General features: G+C 35.8%; 11 protein-coding genes. 8 read left to right on the top strand and 3 right to left on the bottom strand.

Annotated features, from left to right (window positions below; genetic code table 11):
* Positions 1–12 precede the first annotated feature (12 nt).
* From RNZ46_RS15590 to capB, 3 genes are all read left to right on the top strand, one after another.
* Positions 13–2,061: a S9 family peptidase gene (locus RNZ46_RS15590; protein ID WP_316983097.1), complete on the top strand. Its 2,049-nt coding sequence runs from the start codon at positions 13–15 to the stop codon at positions 2,059–2,061.
* Positions 2,062–2,139: 78 nt separating this feature from the next.
* On the top strand, positions 2,140–3,180 hold the full coding sequence (gene capA / locus RNZ46_RS15585) for a cysteate synthase (RefSeq protein WP_316983096.1): 1,041 nt from the start codon (positions 2,140–2,142) through the stop codon (positions 3,178–3,180).
* 229 nt (positions 3,181–3,409) lie between these two features.
* The gene (gene capB, locus RNZ46_RS15580; RefSeq protein WP_316983095.1) at positions 3,410–4,669 is read left to right on the top strand and encodes a cysteate-C-fatty acyltransferase; all 1,260 of its coding nucleotides are present in this window, start codon (positions 3,410–3,412) and stop codon (positions 4,667–4,669) included.
* 107 nt (positions 4,670–4,776) lie between these two features.
* Here capB and RNZ46_RS15575 read toward each other — a convergent pair whose 3' ends face one another.
* Complete coding sequence (locus RNZ46_RS15575) at positions 4,777–5,898, bottom strand: GTP cyclohydrolase (RefSeq protein ID WP_316983094.1); 1,122 nt, start codon at positions 5,896–5,898, stop codon at positions 4,777–4,779.
* Positions 5,899–5,923: 25 nt separating this feature from the next.
* Entirely contained in the window at positions 5,924–6,928 is a 1,005-nt protein-coding gene (locus RNZ46_RS15570; protein ID WP_316983093.1) for a transporter, read from the bottom strand.
* A 166-nt stretch (positions 6,929–7,094) separates the two neighbouring features.
* On the opposite strand from RNZ46_RS15570, the gene RNZ46_RS15565 reads away from it, so the two are divergent.
* From RNZ46_RS15565 to RNZ46_RS15550, 4 genes are all read left to right on the top strand, one after another.
* A complete protein-coding gene (locus tag RNZ46_RS15565; RefSeq protein WP_316983092.1) occupies positions 7,095–7,358 on the top strand; it encodes a DUF4834 family protein in 264 nt (87 codons plus the stop codon).
* 119 nt (positions 7,359–7,477) lie between these two features.
* Positions 7,478–9,898, top strand: coding sequence for a YfhO family protein (locus tag RNZ46_RS15560; protein ID WP_316983091.1), 2,421 nt, complete (start codon positions 7,478–7,480; stop codon positions 9,896–9,898).
* A gap of 187 nt (positions 9,899–10,085) precedes the next feature.
* Positions 10,086–11,366: a glycosyltransferase family 4 protein gene (locus RNZ46_RS15555; RefSeq protein ID WP_316983090.1), complete on the top strand. Its 1,281-nt coding sequence runs from the start codon at positions 10,086–10,088 to the stop codon at positions 11,364–11,366.
* Positions 11,366–12,823, top strand: coding sequence for a polysaccharide biosynthesis C-terminal domain-containing protein (locus tag RNZ46_RS15550; RefSeq protein ID WP_316983089.1), 1,458 nt, complete (start codon positions 11,366–11,368; stop codon positions 12,821–12,823). Before RNZ46_RS15555 ends, RNZ46_RS15550 begins: the two co-directional genes overlap by 1 nt.
* A gap of 228 nt (positions 12,824–13,051) precedes the next feature.
* On the opposite strand, the gene RNZ46_RS15545 is transcribed toward RNZ46_RS15550, so the two are convergent.
* Complete coding sequence (locus RNZ46_RS15545) at positions 13,052–14,290, bottom strand: hypothetical protein (protein WP_316983088.1); 1,239 nt, start codon at positions 14,288–14,290, stop codon at positions 13,052–13,054.
* Between the two features lie 354 nt (positions 14,291–14,644).
* Here RNZ46_RS15545 and RNZ46_RS15540 point away from each other — a divergent pair, with 354 nt between their 5' ends.
* Positions 14,645–16,045, top strand: coding sequence for a Gfo/Idh/MocA family oxidoreductase (locus tag RNZ46_RS15540; RefSeq protein ID WP_316983087.1), 1,401 nt, complete (start codon positions 14,645–14,647; stop codon positions 16,043–16,045).
* Positions 16,046–16,071: the final 26 nt, after the last annotated feature.

The raw sequence follows: 16,071 nt of genomic DNA, 5'->3' as shown, positions 1-16,071 counted from the left end.
TTGAAAAATACAATGCAACTTCCAATAGCTAAAAAAACACCAAAAGCATTAAAGGTTCATAACGATACAAGAATCGATAATTATTACTGGTTGAACGATAAGAAAAACCCGGAGGTAATCGCATATTTAGATGCCGAAAATGCATACACCAAACAGATGATGCAGCATACGGAAGGGTTTCAGAAGGATTTGTTTGAAGAAATGAAGGCGCGTATTAAAGAAGATGACACCAGTGTACCTTACAAACTTAATGGCTATTGGTACATAACACGTTTTGAAAAAGGAAAAGATTACCCCATTTACGCCAGAAAAAAGGAAAGTTTAGATGCTGCTGAAGAAATTTTATTCAACTGCAACCAAATGGCCGAGGGTTTCGCTTATTTTAATTTAGGAAGCATCGCCATAAGCCCAGACAATAAATTGGCAGCGTTTTCAACCGATACCGTAAGCAGACGCCAATACACCATTCAAATTAAGAATTTGGAAACGGGCGAAATTTACACCGATAAAATTTTAAACACCACCGGAAGCGTAACTTGGGCAAACGACAATAAAACCTTGTTTTATGCCATGAAAGATGAAGTTACACTACGTTCTTTTAAAATTTTAAAGCATAAGTTACATACAGAAACAAGTGAAGATATTACCGTTTTTCATGAAACCGACGAGACTTTTAACACCTTTGTTTACAAATCGAAATCTAGTAAATACATTATTATAGGGTCGTGTAGCACCTTGAGTTCGGAATACCGCATTTTAAATGCCGATACGCCCGATGGCAATTTTAAAATATTTCAAAAAAGAATACCGGATTTAGAATATAATATTGCACACTTTAACGATGCGTTTTATATCATTTCAAATATTGATAAATCCACTAATTTTAAGCTTTCAAAAACCCACGTAAACACTACAGAGAAAGAATTTTGGGAAGATGTTATACCACACAGAAAAGATGTTTTAATTGAAGATATTGAAATTTTTAAAAACTTTTTAGTGGTTAACGAACGCGAAAACGGACTCAATAAACTTCGTATAATTAAATGGGATGGAAGTGAGGATTACTATTTGCCGTTCAATTCCGAAACCTATACCACATATATTGGCACCAATCCAGATTTTAGCAGCGATACCTTGCGATACGGGTATAGTGGGTTAACGCACCCAAATGCGATTATCGATTATAACTTAATCACCAAACAAAGTAAAATTAAAAAAGAACAGGCTGTTTTGGGTGGTAATTTTAAAAAAGAAAATTACGAATCCAAACGTCTGTGGGCAACGGCAAGAGATGGTGTTAAAATACCCATATCGTTGGTTTATAAAAAAGGGATAAAGTTAGATGGCTCAAATCCCTTACTGCAATACGCGTATGGCTCTTATGGCTCTACAATCGACCCTTCGTTTTCAACCATTCGCTTAAGCTTATTGGATCGTGGATTTATTTACGCCATAGCGCACATCCGTGGTGGCGAATATCTGGGAAGGGATTGGTACGAAAACGGGAAATTGTTGACCAAAAAAAACACATTCAGAGATTTTATAGATTGTTCTAAATTTTTAATCGAGCAAAAATACACGTCCAATAAACACTTATACGCTTATGGCGGTTCTGCTGGCGGTTTGTTGATGGGCGCCATAATAAACATGAATCCTGAGTTGTACCATGGTGTTTTAGCGGCAGTCCCTTTTGTTGATGTGGTTACAACCATGCTCGATGATACTATTCCTCTAACCACTGGCGAGTACGACGAATGGGGAAATCCAAATGAAAAAGAATTTTATGATTACATGAAATCCTATTCACCCTATGATAATGTTGACGACAAACATTACCCGAATTTGCTGGTAACAACGGGCTTGCACGATTCGCAAGTGCAATATTGGGAACCCGCAAAATGGGTGGCAAAACTTAGGGAATTGAAAAAAGACCAAAACAAATTATTGTTGCACACCGATATGGATTCTGGTCATGGCGGTGCTTCGGGGCGCTTTGAAAGCCTAAAGGAAGTGGCCTTAGAGTACGCTTTTATTTTAGATTTAGAAGGAATTAGTGCATAACAAAAAAAATACTTATTTTTGCCAAGTTTTAGGTTACAAATATTTTTAGTAATATTGGGTAGCTTTTAAAAAGCATTTATGAAACAAAACAATCAGGTTTTTGATAATGTATTAGACTTAATAGGCAACACACCGCTTATTAGACTTAATAAAATCACATCAAAATTTAAAGGCAACTTTTTTGCTAAAGTAGAAGCTTTTAATCCAGGTCATTCTTCAAAGGATAGAATTGCATTACACATTATAGAGGAAGCAGAACGAAAGGGAATTCTTAACCCCGGTGATACCATCATCGAAACTACTTCGGGCAATACTGGTTTTAGTATCGCCATGGTTAGTATCATTAAAGGTTACGATTGTGTTTTGGCAGTAAGTTCTAAGTCGTCGGCAGATAAAATAGACATGCTTAAAACCATGGGCGCCAAGGTTTATGTTTGTCCCGCGCACGTCAGCGCAGACGATCCAAGGTCGTATTACCAAGTCGCTAAACGTTTGCACGAAGAAATCAAAGGATCGGTGTATATCAATCAGTATTTTAATGAATTGAATATTGATGCGCACTACCACTCAACAGGTCCAGAAATTTGGAATCAAACCGAGGGTAAAATTACCCATTTGGTGGCCTGTAGTGGCACTGGTGGAACCATTTCCGGAACGGCTAAGTATCTAAAGGAACAAAACCCAAATATAAAAGTAATAGGTGTTGATGCTTTCGGGTCTGTGCTCAAAAAATATCACGAAACCAGAGAGTTTGACGAAAAAGAAATTTATCCGTATAGAATTGAAGGTTTGGGCAAAAACTTAATTCCAACGGCAACAGATTTTGATGCCATTGATGAGTTTATTAAAGTAACCGATGAAGAAAGTGCACACACCGCTAGGTTAATAGCCAAAACCGAAGGGCTGTTTGTGGGTTATACCTCTGGTGCTGCTATGCAAGCAATTGCTCAATTAAATGAGCAAGGCGAATTTAATGAAAACGATAATGTGGTTGTTATATTCCCAGATCACGGATCGCGCTATATGAGTAAGGTTTACAGTGATAAATGGATGAACGAACAAGGCTTTTTTGATAGTGTTAACCACGAAACAGAAAAAACGGTTCAATACGTAAAATAATGAGCATATAATATATTCTTAAAAGAGCTTTATTTTATATAAAGCTCTTTTTTTGGTTTAATATCAATCAATAAACGATATAATGAATAATTGAACCCCAAAAATTATGTTCAAACAATATAAATATTTAATTTTGCATCAACTAACTAAAGAGCTAAAAGCGTTCATCTGCACAATTAAAGTGTTACACATGTTTGTTTTTTTTATAGCGCAAAAAGTATTATAATAAATGAAAGATTTATTCGAAAAGATTTATAAGGATAAAGGCCCGTTAGGCAAATGGGCGTCTCAAGCGGAAGGGTATTTTGTATTTCCAAAACTGGAAGGAGAGATTTCAAATCGCATGAAGTTTCAGGGAAAAGATGTTATTACTTGGAGTATAAACGATTATTTAGGCTTGGCAAACCATCCGGAAGTTCGAAAAGTTGATGCTCAAGCGGCAGCAGATTATGGTTCGGCTTACCCAATGGGAGCAAGAATGATGTCTGGCCATACAGATTTGCACGAAAAGCTTCAAGAAGAATTGGCGGCATTTGTTAATAAAGAAGCAGCTTATCTTTTAAATTTTGGCTATCAAGGCATGGTGTCAACTATAGATGCTTTAGTTGCAAAAGATGATATTATTGTTTACGATGTCGATGCCCACGCCTGTATTATTGACGGTGTGCGTTTGCACCACGGAAAACGATTTACATACAAGCATAACGATATTGAAAGTTTAGAAAAAAACTTAGAACGCGCCACGAAAATGGCCGAACAAACCGGTGGTGGAATTCTTGTAATTTCTGAAGGTGTATTTGGAATGCGAGGAGAGCAAGGGCGTTTAAAAGAAATAGTTGCACTAAAAAAGAAATATAATTTCAGGTTTTTTGTTGATGATGCACATGGTTTCGGAACATTAGGAAAAACAGGAGCAGGAGCAGGAGAAGAGCAAGGTGTTCAAGATGGAATTGATGTGTATTTTGCAACTTTTGCCAAATCTATGGCAAGTACGGGAGCTTTTATTGCAGCCGACCAAGAAATTATTGATTATCTAAAATACAATTTACGTTCTCAAATGTTTGCTAAATCACTTCAAATGCAGTTGGTGGTTGGAGCATTAAAACGTTTGGAAATGTTAAAAACAATGCCAGAGTTAAAACAGAACTTATGGACGATTGTTGATGCTTTGCAATCTGGATTAAAAGAACGTGGTTTCGATATTGGTACAACCCAAAGTTGTGTTACGCCCGTATATCTTAAAGGAAGTATTCCGGAGGCTATGGCCTTGGTAAGAGACTTGCGTGAAAATTATGGAATATTCTGTTCTATAGTGGTTTATCCGGTTATACCTAAAGGATTGATTTTACTTAGAATGATTCCTACGGCAACACATACTTTAAAAGATGTTGAAGAAACATTAGATGCTTTTGACGCGATTAGAGACCGATTGGAAAACGGTACCTACAAACGTTTATCCGCTGCGGTTATGGCGGCTATGGGCGAGTAGTTAAAACATATTAAAATATAAAAAAATCCGATTCATTTTAATGAATCGGATTTTTTTATAATGGTCTTTTTTGTATTGGTCAAAAAAGAGGTGAAGTCTGTCATTTTTTATAAAATATCTTTTCTAAACGTACAGCGCTTTTTATGGGTTACCGGGTTAAAGTTTTTCCATATTTTTTGAATGGCTGTATTTTCAACCAACTCTGGAGTTCTTAAGCATTCCACAATGCCTTTTTCGCTAAACGTATTATAAAACTCATTAAAGATGATGGCGTGAATTCCTTTGTTTTGATATTCGGGATGCACGCCAATAAGATAAAAAGTCACCTTCTTACTATGTTTTTTAGCATGTAATATGTGTTTAAAGCCGAAAGGAAATAACTTACCGTTCATTTTTTGCAAAGCTTCAGCATAGGATGGCATCACAATACCAAAAGCGATTAATTCATCATTCTTATCAACAACAAATTTTATGTATTCTGGATTGATAAAACCTAAAAATTTCTTCTTGAAATAAGCCTTTTGTACATCAGTAATTGCAACAAACGAGGCTAAAGAAGAGTAGCTTTTGTTAAACAAATCGAACATTTTATCGGCATAAGGCATCACTTCTTTTGTTTTAGAAAAATAGAGTGCTTTTAAGTTATAGCGTTTCTTTATTATTTCTTGGATTCTTCCAAAACTATCTGTTTTAATATCGCTGAAAGCATGCTTGTTTTCTAAATATTGTTTTTCAACAGTGTATCCTAATTGCTCAAAATGCGAAGCGTAATACGGGTGATTATACCAAGTAATCATGGTTCCAATATGATCAAATCCATAGGTTAGCACGCCAACTTTATCTAAATTTGAAAACCCTACTGGTCCTTCAGTAAATTCCAAATTATTTTGTTTTCCAATTTCTATAACCTTGTCTAAAAGCACTTTAGACACCTCTACATCATCTATTACATCAAACCAGCCAAAGCGCATTTTCTTTTGGTTTTGTTCTTTTACTTCTAACCAATTAATAATGGCTGCAACCCGTCCCACAACTTTATTGTCTTTATAGGCTAGGAACAGTGTTGCCTCGGCATCGTTAAAAACAGGGTTTATTTTTTTATTAAAGGTTTTTATTTCTTGACTAATTATTGGTGGCACCCAATATTTCGAATCTTTATAAAGTTCGAAAGGGAATTTAACGAATGTTTTTACGTCTTTTTTGGTGGTTACTTCTTTGAGTGTTATCATATATTAATGAAAAATTTTGACGGTTTTAATTATCAAAATCATTAGCTCTTCTTTTTTGCTTTTTCTTTGATTCTTTAGTGTCTTTATTTTTAACCTTCTTGCTTCTTCTTGATCTTCTTTCCAATTCTTCTTCGGCGGAATTGCCGTTATCGATTTCTTTGTCTTTATGAAAATCCAATCGGTATGAAGCCCCAAAGTTTACGCTAAAAACAGATGGTGTATCTTTGGTATTAAAGGTAAGCGCGGTGTCTAGCTGGAAGTCTTTTCCTAACAAGTAAGCGCCACCAAATCGAAACAAGTTATCGGCATAAAAATCACTTTTAATCCCTTGCGCTTCGCCAAATATCACCCACTTTGGGTTAAAGGAATGCGTTAGGGTTACTATGTATTGAAAATCAGACTGATCGGTGCCAATTCTATCTTTTATTAAGTTTAACACCATAACCCAACCTCCTGCAAAATTGTTTTGTGTAGCCACCATAACTTTTGGACTAAACCCTTCAATTCCCGGTGCTGTGTACGGATTTTGTTTGGTGTCGTAATTTGCGCCCAAATAAACTGAAACAGCAGGAATTAACGAACTCCATTTAAAGCGATTATTGGCTTTCCAGCTATATAGATTGGGCTTGTCGTTTTCAGAATTTTTGTAAGGGTCGTATATCAAATACTTCGCACCAACACTTACAAATTTAAAGTTAGAACGGCTGTCTTCAGCGGCTAAATTAGAGGTGTATGTTTTCGTATCGTTTTGATAAGTACCTTCAATATTTAACTCCAGTTCCTCCCAAAGCAAACCGTATCGTGCCGCAAAATCCACTCCAAAACCAGAAACTTCATGCGCTGTAGCGGGTGTTCTTTTTTCTTTTATAATATAAGGACCAACTTCAAATTGCGCAACGTTGGTTCCCACCGAAAACGCGCTACGCGAAACACCTGGTCGGTTGGAATTAATAACATCTGTATATTGGCTAAAAGCTTGTGTGCTTATTAAACTTAGCAATAAAATTAAGGTAGATTTGATTGGGCTCATAATGAATGTTTTGTAATATATCGATAATTTATAGTTATCTAATACTTTCACTAATTATTTTATAGGATGCTCAAATATAGATATTTTATACTTTTTTTATCATTTTTAAGCGTTTTTTAAATGTTTAGAATCGTATTTTTGTATAAAATTTTTAAAAAAGTCTATAATGGGTTTATTAAGAACCATACTTATTATTGTGTTGGTGTATTATGGCATTAAAGTGCTTTCTAGAATATTTGCGCCTTTTTTGATTAAATATGCCGCTAAAAAAGCCGAAAAACAATTTGGTGAACAATTTGGGCAATTCCAAGGAAAACAACAGGAAGAAAAGCCATTACGCAAAGGCGAGGTAACCATTGATAAAATGCCAGATACTAAAACTTCAAATAAAGATATTGGCGATTATGTGGATTACGAAGAAATAGAGTAGCCTTGTTTTGTTATTTTCGTAAAGACCGAAATCTTATCAATTAAATTTTGATTCCTTTAGTTTAAGTATATCTCGAAAATAATAGTTAATTTCACAACCATTGTTTTTAACACATTTTCATGCAATTTTCATTAAAAAAAATACTTCCACATCTACTAGTTTTAGTGGGTTTTGTAATACTTTCTTTAGCTTATTTTAGTCCTGTTTTAAAAGGAAAACAGATTTTTCAAAGCGATATCGTGCAGTATATTGGCATGAGTAAACAGCAAAAAGATTTTCGTGCGGAAACCGGAGCGGAAACCTATTGGACAAACAGTGCGTTTAGCGGGATGCCAACCTATCAATTGGGTGCTAAGTATCCGCATAACTATATTAAAAAATTAGATTTGGCCTTGCGGTTTTTGCCACGACCAGCCGATTATCTGTTTCTTTATCTGCTGAGTTTTTATGTGCTTTTACTCGTTTTAAAAGTCGATTTTAAGCTCGCTGCCATTGGTGCTTTGGCTTTTGGGTTTTCAACGTATTTAATCATAATTCTCGGGGTTGGGCATAATAGTAAGGCACATGCCATTGCTTATATGCCTTTGGTTTTAAGCGGTATTCTGCTCACATTCCAACGGAAATATATAGCTGGTTTTTTACTTACCGTTGTCGCCATGGGTTTAGAAATTGTAGCTAATCATTTTCAAATGACCTATTATTTAATGTTACTGGTTATTATATTGGGAATCGCTTATTTAATTGATGCTTATAAAAAGAAAATATTACCTCACTATTTTAAATCTGTCGGTATTTTATGTACTGCGGTTTTACTGTCGATAGCCCTTAATGCAACCGGAATTCTGGCAACAAAAGAATATGTAAAAGAAAGTACACGCGGTAAAAGCGAATTAACTATAAATCCCGACGGATCTCCTAAAGAAGTCACTTCGGGCTTAGACAGAGATTATATTACCCAGTTTAGCTATGGTATTTTAGAAACCTTCAACCTTTATATTCCAAGGTTTATGGGCGGCGGAAACGGTGAAAACTTGGGCAAAGATTCCAACACTTACGAGGCATTTAGAAAATTAGGCGCATCGCCAAGTCAAGCACTACAAGAATCGAAACGTGCACCCATGTATTGGGGCGATCAACCCATAGTTGAAGCACCAGCATACATTGGGGCAGTAGTTTTGTTTTTATTTGTCTTTGCTCTATTTCTGGTAAAAGGGCGATTAAAATGGTGGCTTGTTGGGGGAAGCATACTATCGCTATTATTGTCCTATGGAAAAAATCTAGGGTTTTTAACAGATTTATTTATTGATTACGTACCGCTTTACAACAAGTTTAGGGCAGTAAGTTCCATTCAAGTTATTTTAGAATTATGCATTCCGGTTTTAGCAATTTTCGGATTGGTAAGATTGTTTAACGATTTTGAAAACAAAGAAGAAAAACTAAAGGCTTTAAAATTTACGGCAATTAAAACCGGTGGCATTGCGATTTTGTTTTTACTGTTTAAATCCTCGTTTGATTTTGTAGGCGTAAACGATGGGTTTTATAGACAGAATTACGGGCAAGCCTTTATTGATGCCATTAAAGCCGATAGGAAAGCCATTTTTACTCAAGACACCATTAGAACCCTTGTATTGGTATTACTTTCAGCAGGCTTAATTTGGACATTTTTAAAAGATAAATTAAAGGAAAAATGGGTGATGGTAGCGTTTGCCGTACTTATACTGTTTGATTTGGTTGGTGTTGATAGGCGCTATGTAAACAACGATAATTTTGTGTCGGCAATGCAGGTTAATCAGCCATTCACTAAAAATGAAGCCGATAAAGAAATTTTAAAGGATACCACGCATTTTAGGGTATTCGATTTGGTTTCGGGGCAATCAAAGCCATCGTATTACCACAATTCTTTAAACGGGTATCATGCCGCAGGTTTAAAACGCTACCGTGAAGTTTTCGATTGGTATATTTCGCAAAACAATATTAATGTGCTTAATATGTTTAACACCAAGTATATAGTTGTTCAGGATGAAAAAGGCAATCCTATGCCTTACACCAACGAAGAAGCTAACGGAAATGCATGGTTTGTGAAATCGTTAACAGAGGTTGATTCTGCAAATGAAGAAATAAAATCACTGGATAGTTTAGATAATAAAAACAAGGCTATTTATGTAAAATCAAAACAATCGAATCAATTTAAGGTACCAAAAAACACCTTTGCTGTTGACTCTTTAGCATCGATTAAATTAGTTGAGCATCAGCCAAATTATCTAAAATACGAATCGAACAATTCTAATGATGGATTTGCAGTGTTTTCTGAAGTGTATTACGGAAACGGTTGGAAAACGTTTGTTGATGGAAAAGAAACAACACACATGCGTGTAAATTACACATTGCGAGGCATGGAAATTCCGGCAGGCAAACACATTGTTGAGTTTAGGTTCGATCCCGATGTTGTAAGAACAGGAAGCAGCATTGCGCTGGCAAGCTCCATCTTTTTTGGATTATTGCTTATTGCTGGTTTGTATTATGAATTTAAGAAGAAATAGTTTACCGGAACTGCCTAAAAAGTGGCTTTTATAAATTAAGTTGTCAGATTGAGCTTGTCGAAGCCGATATTAATTACAAAGAAGTCAAAAATATTTAGACAAGCTTTAAATGCTTTATAACTAATTTGGCGGCTTCAATTTAAAACTAAACTAATAATGTATTCCCGTCTTCGCAGGAATGACAAAAATGAGTAAAAAGAAAGTTCTTATTATAACCTATTATTGGCCGCCAGCAGGTGGTCCGGGTGTACAACGCTGGTTAAAATTTGTTAAGTATTTAACCGAATTTAATATCGAACCTATTGTTTACATTCCAGAAAACCCTAATTACCCATTGATTGATGAAAGTTTAATGGATGAAGTTTCAGAGGATTTAACGATATTAAAACAGCCCATAAAAGAGCCTTATAAATTGGCGGGATTGTTTTCTAAAAAAGCATCAAATACTATAAGTAAAGGCATTATTTCAGAAGCAAAAAAACAGAGCTTTATTGAAAAAATGATGCTTTACATCCGAGGCAATTTTTTTATTCCGGATGCCAGAAAAAGTTGGGTAAAGCCTTCAGTAGCTTATCTTTCAAAATATATTTCAGAACATAATATAGATACCATAATTACTACGGGGCCGCCTCACAGTTTGCATCTTATTGGGTTGCAGTTAAAAGAAAAAATAGGGGTGAAGTGGTTGGCAGATTTTAGAGATCCGTGGACGACCATTGGGTATCATAAGCAACTTAGGCTTACTAAAAGCGCACAGCAAAAGCATAAAATACTTGAAAAAAAAGTACTCCGTACTGCCGATCAAATTATTGTAACCAGTTCGGTGACTAAAAAAGAATTTAAAAACATCACCACAAAACCCATTGAAGTTATTACAAATGGGTACGATTACGAGTCTGTTGGAAAGGTTGAATTAGATTCTAAATTTTCAATGGCGCATATTGGCTCATTATTATCAAAAAGAAACCCTGAAACTTTATGGCAAGTTTTAAGTGATTTGATTAAAACGAATAAAGATTTTGCAAAAGATTTTCAGCTTAATTTTGTTGGTGCGGTGAGTGAAGATGCGCTGCGTTCAGTTGAAAACCAAAATTTAAGTGATTATGTAAATAAAGTAGGATATGTATCGCATAATCAATCTATTGTGTTTCAGAAAAAATCACAAATTTTGTTATTGATTGAAATCGATTCAGAAGATACAAAATGTATTATTCCAGGTAAATTATTTGAATACATGGTTTCAAACCGCCCCATTATAGCTTTAGGCCCAAAAGGATCGGATGTCGAAAACATCATTAAAGAAACCAATACCGGAAACTACTTTTATTACGATGATTTTGAGTCGTTGAAAACAACTATATTAACACATTATAAAGCTTATAAAAATAACACATTACAGTCGCATGCCATTGGTTTGCAAAAATACAGTAGAAAATCGTTAACCGCATCCTTATCTAAATTAATATAATGGGCATTGTTGCAACGCAATCTTTTAAAAACATCATATCCACGTATTTGGGTTTTTTTATTGGTGCGATAAATACATTGTTTCTGTACACAGAGTTTTTAAGCGACGCATACTACGGTATGGTAGGCTATATGCTGTCTTTAGCCTATGTGATAATGCCGTTAATGGCGTTTGGCGTGCACAATACTTTAGTGAAATTTTACACCTCATTTAAAACACGCGTGTCCTTAAATAGCTTTTTAACGCTGATGTTGTTTTTGCCTTTGTTGATTATTTTTCCGCTCATCATCATTACACATTTCAGTTATGAAATGATTGGGGAATTTTTATCGACTGAAAACCCCATCATAAAAAATTATTTATGGCATACCGTATTTATAGCCATAGCTTTAGCTTATTTTGAGGTTTTTTTTGCATGGACCAAAGTGCAAATGCAAACCGTGTTTGGTAATTTTATGAAAGAGGTGTTCCATCGCGTGGGCACGATGATTTTGCTATTCTGTCTATATTTAAACGTGATTGATGTAGAGCAATTTATGATGGGATTGGTTGCCGTTTACCTGTTGCGAATGTTGGTGATGATGCTGTATGCCTTCAGTACTAAAATCCCTGTTATCATCTTTAAAAAGGTGGCCCGTTTAAGTGCTATTATAAAATACTCCTTTTTAATCATTATTGCAGGCTCTATCGCTACCGTTCTTTTGGATATTGATAAAGTGATGTTAGGGCATTACATTCCCATCGAACAAATTGCATACTACAATGTGGCCATTTTTATTTCGGCGGTTATTGCCGTTCCGCAACGCTCCATGCATCAAATATTAATGCCGTTATCAGCTAAATATTTAAATGAAAAGAATTTTGATTCTCTAAAGGATTTGTACAAACGAAGCTCTTTAAACCTATTTATTGTCAGTGGTTTTATCTTTTTACTGATTGTATTAAACATTAATCAGCTTTATAACATCATCCCCGAAGAATTTAGCGGCGGACTTTTCGTGGTTTTTATAATTAGCGTTGCAAAATTGTACGACGCCATTTTGGGCAGCAACAATGCTATTTTGTTTAATAGCGATTATTATAGAATGGTATTGTTTTTCGGGGTGATTTTGGTGATAGTTATGGTTTTTTTAAACATTCTTTTTATTCCGCTTTTTGGCATTAACGGTGCTGCTTTGGCCACCTTTTTAGCTATGTTTTTATATAACACCATTAAGCTGTTTTTTGTTTACAGAAAATTTAAAATGCTGCCATTTAGCGCGAATACATTAAAAATAGGAGCGTGCATTGGTATTGGTGTTTTGCTGTTTTATTTCTGGGATTTTTCTTTTCACCCAATCGTTAATATCATTTTAAAAACGGCGCTTATTACCATTTTATACGGACTCGTTATTTATTTGTTTAAGTTTTCAGAGAATATAACCGAGCTTATTGATAAGATTTTAAAGCGGAAATAGAATGTTAAGTTTTCTGTGAAAGCAGTATTCTTTTATGTTGATTGTTCAAAAAGCGGCAATTTAGTGTCGGGTTGAACGCCGTCGAAACCCATAAATGATATAACTATAATGACCTTCTGACGGCACTCACAAGGTGACAAACGATAATTTCATTAAAAAAGAAAACCCCACGAATTTGCTTTGAGGCAAACTTAATCGCGGGGCTTTCCAACTAACCAACCAAAATTGTTATGATCTTCTTCTGGAAGTCGATCTTGTACTTTTATTACTTGAAGCACTTCTGCTTTGCGTTGCTCTTGCTCTTGGTTTACTTTGCGTAGACCTAGAAATTGTTCTTTGTGTCGATCTCGGTTTACTGGTTCTATTCACTGCGCGTTGCGCCGTTCTAGGTTTGTTTTGAGTCGTTCTTGTAGCTACACGTTGAGTGTTTCTAGTTGTTTTCTGTCTTTTATTATATGTACGAGTATTTAAGTTATTTGGTTTTCTGGTAACCGAAGTATTTCTATTTCTAGTTACGGTTCTGGTGTTATTAACCTTCGGTCTTGTGCTTCTAGTAACGCTTTCTCTCGTTCTTTTAGTATTATTTGCACGTGTATTTGTTCTAGTTGTTCTAGCATCATCACGTCTTGTCGATGTTCTTCTGTTAACATTTTCAGAATTGCTTCTAGAATTGTTTCTGTTTATGGTCGAAGTGCTATTTCGTCTCGTTGAATTTACTTGAGCCACATCGCGTCTAGAATTGGCACGTCTGTTTATTTGAGTTTTGTTTCTTGTGCTTCGGTTAACCGTCGCATAATTTCGGTTTCTATAAACTTTATGCCCACGTCTTGTAGCAATAGCGGTTCTTGGTCTGTAATTGTTATAAAACGGTCTGTTGTACGTATAGCGAACCGGGTTGTAAAATTGTCTGTAAGGTCTGTTGTAAACCACGCAGTAATCGTACGCCGGAACACTGTAATACCTGTGCCACGGTCTGTACACATAGTGTCTGTTATAAATATTTATAAAGCCTGTAAAATGGGAGTAGCGGTTGTAACGGTTATAGTGCACGTATAAGCCACCAACGCGCTTAATGTAACCATGTCTGTTGTAGTAAATGTTTACATTGCCAATTTGATTAACGCGACCGTAATAATCATAATAAATAGGGGTGTTTTCAACTTGAATAACAGCGCCATATTCATCGTACTGTACGTAAGCGTTGTAGTCGTAACCCGAATTAAAACTGATGCTCACGTTTGGCGAACCGATAGATACGTTTAAACGCGAGTTGCCCCGTAAAATATTAAAATCGAATTGCCCATCGCGAAACACCGAAAATTCAATACCGTCTTCTACAAATATGAAAGAATTACCATAACCTCCATAGTAAGTTGCTGTTTTATGTGCCTTGGTGTCGGTTGTGGTTGCAGTAGCAGTAAACCCTGTAAGGATCAAACCTGCCATTAAGAATATTAATTTTTTCATAATTGTGAGTTTTAATTGTGTTACGTTTATGTAATTACAAACAACGTGCCAAAAAAACGGAAGCGCTACCTAAAGCCTTTAAAATCAACAAACAATGGTTGGTAACTTTTTTTAAAATGAAATGGGTTTGGTTGATTTTGTGGGATAAAACAGCTAATTTTTAAAACTATTTAAAATCGAGTCGGTATTTAAATCGAAAAAAACTCAAAATCATATTAAACTTCTAATTTTTTCGAATAATCTCCACAAATACCTATTAGCAAATGCTAAAAAAGTATTTGTATCAAACGGCAAAAATAAATTAACTTTAAAAATTCTATTTCGCTTAAGTAAAAAACACATAAAGTTATAGTAATGAAAAATTTAGATAGAAGAAGTTTTATTAAAAAAACATCGCTTACAGGCGTTGCCTTGGGTTTAGGGAGCATGTTGCCCGCTTACCCAAGCAACCATCCGTTTTTTAACCATGAGGGTAAATATATGGGCGGTTTTGCAGCACCAAAATTAAACAAAGTACGTGTTGCCTTAATTGGTGTAGGTGCTCGTGGTAGTAGTCATGCTGCCCAATTAGCAACTATTGAAGGCACGGAAATTGTAGCCATAAGCGATTTGTACGAAGATTATGCTAACCGATCGGCAAAAAGATGTAAAGCCATAGGCAAGGGAGAACGTCATAAAAACATTGCCCTTTATTATGGTGATGAAGATAAATGGAAAACCATGCTTGATGAAGTAAAACCAGACGCTGTTTTTATTTCCACAAACTGGAAAAACCATGCACCAATGGCTATTGAAGCCATGAAAAAAGGCGCCCATGCCTTTGTTGAAGTGCCAATTGCGGTAACCTTGGAAGAAATGTGGGATATTGTGTTTACATCCGAACAAACCCAAAAACACTGTATGATGCTGGAAAACGTGAATTACGGTAGAGACGAACTATTGTATTTAAACATGTGCAGGCAAGGTGTTATTGGCGATATTCTACATGGCGAAGCGTCTTACATTCACGAACTGAGATTTCAAATGGAAGAGCAGGAACGCGGTACGGGTTCATGGCGAACCCCTCATTATGCCAAAAGAAACGGCAACCTTTATCCAACTCACGGTTTAGGCCCTGTGGCGCAATATATGAATTTGGCTAGAGGCGAAGATAATTTTAATAGTTTGGTCTCGTTTTCAACCCCTTCTTTAGGAAGAAAACAGTATGCTGAGAAAAATTATCCTGCAGACCACAAATGGAACAAGTTGGATTATAAAGGTGGCGATTTAAATACGTCGATTATAAAAACCACTTTAGGTAGAACCATAATGGTACAATGGGACGAAACCAGTCCACGGCCATATTCACGTCACAACTTAGTGCAAGGCACCAAAGGAACATTGGCCGGATTCCCAACACGAGTAGCTCTTGAAGGTGGTGTGGAAGGCGCAACCAAAGACCACCACAGTTGGGCTCAAGGTGAACAATTAGAAAAAATTTACGAAAAATACGAGCACCCATTATATAATCGCGTTGGTGAGTTAGCTAAAAAAATGGGAGGCCATGGCGGCATGGATTTTATGATGCTTTTTAGGGTAATAGAATGTTTACGTAACGGCGAACCATTGGACCAAAACGTTTACGAGGGTTGTCATTGGAGTGCTGTAGCGCCTTTAAGTGAAAGATCGGTTGCTCAAGGTGGCGCACCACAAGCTTTTCCCGATTTTACCAGAGGAAAATGGAAAACCACCGAGCCACTTGCTATATTAAAATAATTCATTTTAAATAGTCATAAAAAATC

The sequence above is a fragment of the Hwangdonia lutea genome (assembly GCF_032814565.1).
GTDB classification, from domain to species: domain Bacteria; phylum Bacteroidota; class Bacteroidia; order Flavobacteriales; family Flavobacteriaceae; genus Hwangdonia; species Hwangdonia lutea.
Note: the sequence above shows the minus strand (reverse complement) of the source record. Positions and strands in the feature narration are given on the sequence as shown.

What these genes read in the sequence shown, in the direction of transcription:
- RNZ46_RS15590 (WP_316983097.1), top strand. Translation starts at nt 13, where the DNA reads ATGCAACTTCCAATAGCTAAAAAAACACCAAAAGCATTAAAGGTTCAT.
- capA (WP_316983096.1), top strand. Translation starts at nt 2,140, where the DNA reads ATGAAACAAAACAATCAGGTTTTTGATAATGTATTAGACTTAATAGGC.
- capB (WP_316983095.1), top strand. Translation starts at nt 3,410, where the DNA reads ATGAAAGATTTATTCGAAAAGATTTATAAGGATAAAGGCCCGTTAGGC.
- RNZ46_RS15575 (WP_316983094.1), bottom strand. Translation starts at nt 5,898, where the DNA reads ATGATAACACTCAAAGAAGTAACCACCAAAAAAGACGTAAAAACATTC.
- RNZ46_RS15570 (WP_316983093.1), bottom strand. Translation starts at nt 6,928, where the DNA reads ATGAGCCCAATCAAATCTACCTTAATTTTATTGCTAAGTTTAATAAGC.
- RNZ46_RS15565 (WP_316983092.1), top strand. Translation starts at nt 7,095, where the DNA reads ATGGGTTTATTAAGAACCATACTTATTATTGTGTTGGTGTATTATGGC.
- RNZ46_RS15560 (WP_316983091.1), top strand. Translation starts at nt 7,478, where the DNA reads ATGCAATTTTCATTAAAAAAAATACTTCCACATCTACTAGTTTTAGTG.
- RNZ46_RS15555 (WP_316983090.1), top strand. Translation starts at nt 10,086, where the DNA reads ATGAGTAAAAAGAAAGTTCTTATTATAACCTATTATTGGCCGCCAGCA.
- RNZ46_RS15550 (WP_316983089.1), top strand. Translation starts at nt 11,366, where the DNA reads ATGGGCATTGTTGCAACGCAATCTTTTAAAAACATCATATCCACGTAT.
- RNZ46_RS15545 (WP_316983088.1), bottom strand. Translation starts at nt 14,290, where the DNA reads ATGAAAAAATTAATATTCTTAATGGCAGGTTTGATCCTTACAGGGTTT.
- RNZ46_RS15540 (WP_316983087.1), top strand. Translation starts at nt 14,645, where the DNA reads ATGAAAAATTTAGATAGAAGAAGTTTTATTAAAAAAACATCGCTTACA.